Annotated in this window: 8 protein-coding genes; 5 read left to right on the top strand and 3 right to left on the bottom strand. The window is 31.4% G+C overall.

All coding sequences use genetic code 11. The features are described from left to right. Positions 1–504: 504 nt before the first annotated feature. Genes VLM92_RS03005 through VLM92_RS02995 form a run of 3 tightly spaced genes read right to left on the bottom strand, consistent with a single transcriptional unit; the run spans position 505 to position 2,724 of the window. The gene (locus VLM92_RS03005; protein ID WP_325274869.1) at positions 505–1,236 is read right to left on the bottom strand and encodes a hypothetical protein; all 732 of its coding nucleotides are present in this window, start codon (positions 1,234–1,236) and stop codon (positions 505–507) included. Beyond that, on the bottom strand, positions 1,218–1,745 hold the full coding sequence (locus tag VLM92_RS03000) for a hypothetical protein (RefSeq protein ID WP_325274868.1): 528 nt from the start codon (positions 1,743–1,745) through the stop codon (positions 1,218–1,220). The genes VLM92_RS03005 and VLM92_RS03000 overlap by 19 nt, the downstream gene beginning before the upstream one ends. Before the next feature lie 52 nt (positions 1,746–1,797). After that, positions 1,798–2,724, bottom strand: a complete 927-nt coding sequence (locus VLM92_RS02995) for a helix-turn-helix domain-containing protein (protein WP_325274870.1) — start codon at positions 2,722–2,724, stop codon at positions 1,798–1,800. 454 nt (positions 2,725–3,178) lie between these two features. On the opposite strand from VLM92_RS02995, the gene VLM92_RS02990 reads away from it, so the two are divergent. The 5 genes from VLM92_RS02990 to VLM92_RS02970 all read left to right on the top strand — a co-directional run. Beyond that, entirely contained in the window at positions 3,179–3,688 is a 510-nt protein-coding gene (locus VLM92_RS02990; RefSeq protein WP_325274867.1) for a hypothetical protein, read from the top strand. A 343-nt stretch (positions 3,689–4,031) separates the two neighbouring features. Continuing rightward, on the top strand, positions 4,032–4,970 hold the full coding sequence (locus VLM92_RS02985) for a ParM/StbA family protein (RefSeq protein ID WP_325274866.1): 939 nt from the start codon (positions 4,032–4,034) through the stop codon (positions 4,968–4,970). Between the two features lie 13 nt (positions 4,971–4,983). Continuing rightward, the gene (locus VLM92_RS02980) at positions 4,984–5,304 is read left to right on the top strand and encodes a hypothetical protein (protein WP_325274865.1); all 321 of its coding nucleotides are present in this window, start codon (positions 4,984–4,986) and stop codon (positions 5,302–5,304) included. Between the two features lie 79 nt (positions 5,305–5,383). After that, entirely contained in the window at positions 5,384–6,076 is a 693-nt protein-coding gene (locus VLM92_RS02975) for a hypothetical protein (RefSeq protein WP_325274864.1), read from the top strand. A 263-nt stretch (positions 6,077–6,339) separates the two neighbouring features. Continuing rightward, positions 6,340–6,878 (top strand): hypothetical protein (locus VLM92_RS02970; RefSeq protein ID WP_325274863.1); only part of this gene is annotated, 539 nt, incomplete at its 3' end.

The following is a 6,878-nucleotide window of genomic DNA, read 5'->3' as shown; positions in this document are numbered from 1 at the left end:
CATAAAGTATATAAATACTATACTATCAAGTATACAAATACTAAACTCAAAGTATAGTAATACTGTACTAGATATAGGTATAGTAATACTAAACTATTGTATATAAATACTAAACTTAATATACTGTTATACTTATTATATAACAATAGATACACATGCCTTGTTATACTATATATATAACAAATATAATACTCTGTTATACTTATTATATAACAATGATAATAAAAATTAGAGGAAAACGTTGCCCCTATTGCAATTACTACGTTTCAGTAATTGTCAGAATTTTCTGATTGTCAGAATATTCGTTTTTTTTATTCCACTCCTTATACGAGTTCGCACTGGGTTTTCTTGGATATAAGTGCCAGAAACCAACCTCAAAGGGGTACATGAAAAAAGAGCATTCAGATGCACAGACTTAACCATGCACCTTTGCTCCACATACATTGACACTTACATATCAAACACTATTGAGTTAAACATCTCTTATGAGATAATTCTATTATATCACATAGTTTTCGACTTTACAATACCTAAAACACCTAAAATTTTCTTAATGTCTTTTGTATTTAAATCTAAGTCTAAGAAGATATGCTCCTTTGTGCTTTGTGTGGCTCTTGTCTTATGCCCTTTTATCTTACTAAGTATATCATAATACTCAGACTTTGTTTCATGTGTACCCTCATTAAAACGCTTATGTACATTAGGTAGCATCAATATTATCACATCATTTATCTCTGCCCATATCACAAGGTTTTCTTCATCTATTGATATAACCACATTCTCAAATACCTCTGCAGTAACTTCATCTATGTAGTCAACGATCATATTGAATGATTGTACTAGTTGCTTTTTATTATGATCTCTATGAGCAACTTGCTCACACACTGGACACTCTTTATTGAGCAACAGAATACTCTTAGAGTACGTGTGACCTTCTGAGCATGTCCATGCATATTGTCTACCAACATCCAGTCTTGATGTAACTAGTTTCCCATTCAACGTGGAACTCCATCTACTTGTTATTAAATCCATTTTCCTATCTATTATGCCATTGCTTAAACATTTGTCACACTTCGGATACATAAGATTCAACAACACATCTTTTCTGATTGCTTTCTTGTTACCACACTCACATTTGCAGATGTAGTTATAATTGTATTTTCTATCATTTTCTTCCAGACCTATTACAGTCCATGTTCCAAATATATCTCCAACATTTATAAGTTTTTTAGACATGACATTCCACTCCTAACTGCAGATGCAAATTCTTTACAGTTCTCATTGCAATATTTGCTATTGGATTTCCCTTCAAATGCCGATCCACAAACTTTACATGTTTTAATAATTGGTTTTTGTCCTGCAGGTCTACGTTTTTTATCATAACAACTTCTGGAGCAGTACTTACTAACCACTTTGCTCTTAGATAAGTCTATTTCTTTCCCACAGTGCGTACAATACGCCTTTTTACATGGCTTTAAACCATACATATCACATACAACTTTAACTCTAGCATGTGTTAAATTAGCTAATTCTGCTAAATCTGTCATGAAATATGCATCATTTATGCATGATTTTATAGTTTTTGCATCTAAAAAATAGTCATATTCCTTGTCATTTTTGTCTGGTGCTATATTGTTTTCCAGTATGATCTTCCTCATTTTGGCAATCTTTAGACCTAAAAATGCACCTATTTCTGCTATTTTCTTGTTATTTTTAACCATTTTTTCTATAGTTTCTATGTACATAACATCAACTCCTTGTTACATATAACGTAAGCTAGAGTTGATATGTAAAACATTAAGCAAAATTTGCTCTATTTTTTTGTTGTATTATTTCCTCAATTTTATCACATGACACTTCTTCCATGTCAACATATTCTCCATCTACAAATAGCGTTGTTCTAGCCATTCCTATGCCACCTTTATATTTCTTTGATGTAAATGTCTTAGGTGCATTGTTTAATTGTGCTTGTCTGCTTAAAGTATCGTATGTAGGCAGTAAATAATTCCAACTCTTTGCTTTTGATTTTTCTGTAGTTATGTCTATTGCTAATTTTAATGTTTCTGTATCCAAAGAATCTATTAACTCTGGTTCATCACTTGGTATGTATTGTATTCCAGACTCTTTTAATAACTTCATATTCTCACTATCTGTCACTTCTTGTCGCAAGTTGTCAGACGTTTCCTCTGGACTCATTGCAACTTCTTGTGATACAATAGATTTATCGAATACAATAGATTTATCAAATTGATTGATTGGTGAATTTTTTTCACTACTAGCATTAGGAGTTTCTGCCAAAACTTCTAGTGCTTTTTTATTGCTCTTTTTAGTTTCTTTAGCCTTTTCAGTTCTAGGTTTATAGTTTGTAGCTTTGCTTATCAGATACTTCCTATTCTCTGCTACTACTTCTTTCCACAGATTAGCAGAAACTAATGTGTACAGATTCGATTTCATTTGTTTTTTTTTATCCTCTGCATCTTGCTTTCTGTTCTCAATTTTGATAATTCCCTTTTCTACCAGTCCTTGTATTGCACTTATTGCAGTTCTTCTAGATGTTCTCATGATCCTTGCAATTTCATCATAGCTTGGAAAACAACTTCCTGCTCTATCTGCAAATAAACTCAATGACATATAAGCCAGTACTTCGTTCTTATCAAACTTCTCTACATCACGCAGAACCTTGTTTTCAAGTATCGTGAAGTCATATCTTTCGTCTTTCAACATATCCACTTCTAAAACCACCTTTCAAAATTTAACTAAGACAACTATACAACACAAGTATTTACTAAGTCAACCATTTTTTTCTAATAAGTTTAATTTTTACTAACTCACTATAAGCTAGGGTTTTATATAAATATAAAACTAATGCTCTAGTTTTCTGTAATCTCTCTCATGTGCGTGTGTGTGCGTGTACGCATACGTAAGAGATTTATATATATATTATATTTTGTTAGGTGTATCTTATTACAGTGCAATTATTTCACTACCTTAGTGCAACTATTTCACTACCTAACATGGTGAAATTATTTCACTACCTAATTATCCACAATAATATCCACATACTTATCAACAAGATACCCACATACTTATCAACAAGATAATCTGTAGGAATTTGTATGTACATTTGTACGCACAATGTATATATATGGTGCTATACTATAAATATGGGGGTGTTCATATGAAATGGGATAAAAAGAAGTTAGAACTATTATTAGACAACTATGCTTATATGCCAGAAGATGAATTATCGACTCTGATAGGATGCTCTGCTCCTGCTTTAAGGAAGAAAGCATCTCGACTACATATAAAGAAAGCTACAAATAATATGGTTATAGATGGAGATCAAAAATACTGTACATACTGCAAGACATTTCACTCTATAGAAGATTTTTATAAAGACCGACATGCTAATGGTGGCTACCAGTACTACTGTAAACGTTATTATAAAAGTCACAATCCAAGAGAAACCACTACTCCACTTAAGAATAAAAGTCACAATCCAAGAGAAGGTATAGATTTTCAATTGGACTGGAAACATAATCCAACAGTAATAGTTGAAGGAAAAGAATGTATAAAATGTAAAGTTTGTGGTAATACTTTAGAGTTAAACAACTTTTATAAGAATAGTAACATGATAAATGGTAGGGTAAATGTGTGTAAGACCTGCTATAAAAATAAGAAGAAATAGTGCTAAACGCACACATGTCCTCACAAATATGCTCACAATAGTGCGTAAAGTGAGTGTGTGTACAATTATAATCACAATTGTGCGTACATTAAATTGAAGTGAGGACAAATATGGTCACAATTGTGCGTACATTAAAATGCATGAAATGAGTGTGAGCACAGTTATAATCACAAATGTGAGGACAATTTCAAATAAAAATAAAAAGTTTTCGAAAAAGTGTTGACACATGTACGCACTAGATATATAATTAATATTGTACCAGACAGTTAGTACTCGGTACGGACTACATAAACACTAAAAAATACATTGAAAAATACATATAAAATACTAGGAGGAAATTAAAATGGCACTTAAAAGAAAGATAGTAGCAGTAGATTCTGGAGCGTTCAACACTAAAGGAAAGTCTAATGTGGGAGATGTATTATACAATACAAAGTACTCACCAAGACATACAGATGCAGGAATGCTAGGAGAAAATACATATAACACTACTATAAATGGTAAAGAACTTACTATAGGAAACACTGCATTAAGAACTGATAAGAGAGAAGGAAAACACACAGACATTCATATCTGGTCAACTTTAACTTCAATAGCACTTCTTAGAGGTGATGCAGATGAAATTATTCTTGGATACGGTGAATCATATAATAAATATGTTCAAGATGAACAAAAGAAAGCAATACAAAGTAGACTTCTGGGTAGACATAAAGTGGAAATTCAAAGTGAGAACGGTAAAATGGAAACACATGAATTTGAAATAGTAACTGTACATGTCCTTCCAGAAGGAACTGGTCACATACTTAGTAACCTAAAGGCTAATTTGGGAGTTAAATATGTATTCGACTGGGGTGGTTCTACGGTAAACTTCTTAGAAGTAATCAATGGTAGACCAAGTGAAAACTCGATAAGTTTCCCATTTGGCGTTCATAATGTAAATGCAATAGTTGGCGATAGAATATCTAAAGCAGGTTTAGGAACATTTAGTGACTCACAAATAAAAGATTGGGTTTCAAATAAATGTACTAATAAAGATATACAAAAAATAATAGATGAAGTGATTGACGATCAACTATATAAAATAGATGATAAGTTAGCAGGATTTAACATAGATTTACATGATTACCTTGAAGTATCTTTTACTGGAGGAACAACAAGTCTATTTGATTCTCAAATAAGAAAGCACTATGCGTGTGCTAGGATAGAACAAAATTGCCTAACTGGAAATGTGCAAGGATTTTATGAATATATGAGATTAAAATATGGAAGTCAAGCAAAATAGGGGGTAATTGGGAATGAGTGAAAAAAGAATGAAAAAAAATATATCCTTTTCAGAACATGAGAAGGATATATATAAATATATTAATGAGCAGAAAAACGCATCTGGATTAATAAAGAAATTGATTCGTACTCACATGTTGATGGAGAAAGGACTTGTAGTTCCAGTACAAGTTGATGCACCTGCAGTTACACAAGGAACTAATACAGACGAAGAACCAGAAGTAGAAGTAGTAGAGCCAGAAGTAGAAGTAGAAGTAGAAGTAGAAGTAGTAGAGCCAGTCTTTAGTCCAGAAGATGAAGAAAATAGAAAACTAATGGAAGAATTAGATATATAAGGAGGTCGAAAGACCTTCTTTTTTTACGTTTTATAGCTTTAATTCGTTATATGAGTTAAAACAAAAAGGAGAAAAACAGATGGAAGAAATAATCTACAACTCATATGAGAAGGATGTGGCAGTTTATGGTGATTTTGAGATGCCAGTGCCGACTTATGAACTGGAGAAACAAATTGATTTTAGTGTGATTTTAGCACTATTGTTAGTATCAAATTCTAATAGGAAAGAGGATACTTATAGATATATTGATTATTCCAGAATAAATAAAAGAGAAATCTGTGAAGAATGCAAAATAAGTAGATACACATTAGAGAGAAGGTTAAAGTATTTAGAAGAAAAGAATATAATAACTTTAAAAAACACTAAGCGAGGATTAACTTGTATTATAAACTACTCTAAAAATGGAAGGTACTATGTTAGTATACAACACAGAATATTAAAGGCTTTAAATTCTACTTTTAATAAGAATATTGTAAAAACATATATATTGTTAAACATACAATGTGAATATTTAAAGAACACAAGACCAATGACCAATGCATTCTTATGTTCACAATTAGGTTATGCAACTAACAATGAGAGAAACTTAACCAACATGGGACAATGGACTAGTACATTAGCAAATTGTGGATTCATAGAAAAAATACAAAATCGAGTATATGTTAAAAATGAAGATGGTAAGAATATAGTTGAACGTGTGGACACATATTACAAAATAAATCCTCTTGAAGTGTGGGAAAAGAGAAAAGAAAAAGGTGTAATAAATGTGTAAAAATGGAGGTTTTTAAATCTCCATTTTTTAATGCTTAAAATACCATGTTCAAAAGTGAGTGTTTCGGAATTACAAAAGTGAGTGTTTCAGACTAGCAAAAGTGAGTGGGGTATATAGAAAGAAACTATAGATAGAAAATGGTAGAGAGAAACTAGAGAGCCTTCGGCTCGTCTTTGAGAGAAAATTTGACTTTATATTCAATCTTACATATGTGACTCAGAATACGTTATATGTATCAAACAAAAAAAGAAAGGAGATCACATATGAAAATATCAATAGCTTTTATTCCAATTGTAACTGGTCAATATAAAGAATTAATAGATCATAGACATATATACATATCAGATAAAGGAATGCTTTACAATAAAAAAACAAACAAGATGTTATCTACTTCATTAGATAAATATGGATATGAACGAGTTTCAATTGGTGGGAAGTCATATTTAGTACATAGATTAGTAGCATTGGTATATGTGCAAAATTACAATGAAGAAAACAGAATTGTGTGCCACAAAAATAAAGATAGAGCAGACAATAGAGCAATAAATCTCATGTGGAGCAACAATAACTTCATTAATATAAGAAGATCAGATTTTAGCACACCAAACAAAGGTAAAATGATAATTGGATTTAAAGAAGATAAATGCATGGGAGTGTTTGCATCTGGTGGTCAAGCAGAGCGTGAACTAGACTTAAATAGAAGTGAAATTTACAGATGTTGCAAAGGAGAAAGAAGAACAACTGGTGGGTATTCATTTAAATATTATGAAGATGTAGTTTCGCACAGTGGAAAATATATGAT

It is taken from the genome of Romboutsia sp. (genome assembly GCF_035470145.1).
Taxonomy (GTDB): domain Bacteria; phylum Bacillota; class Clostridia; order Peptostreptococcales; family Peptostreptococcaceae; genus Romboutsia_D.
This window is presented reverse-complemented; position numbering and strand designations above follow the sequence as displayed.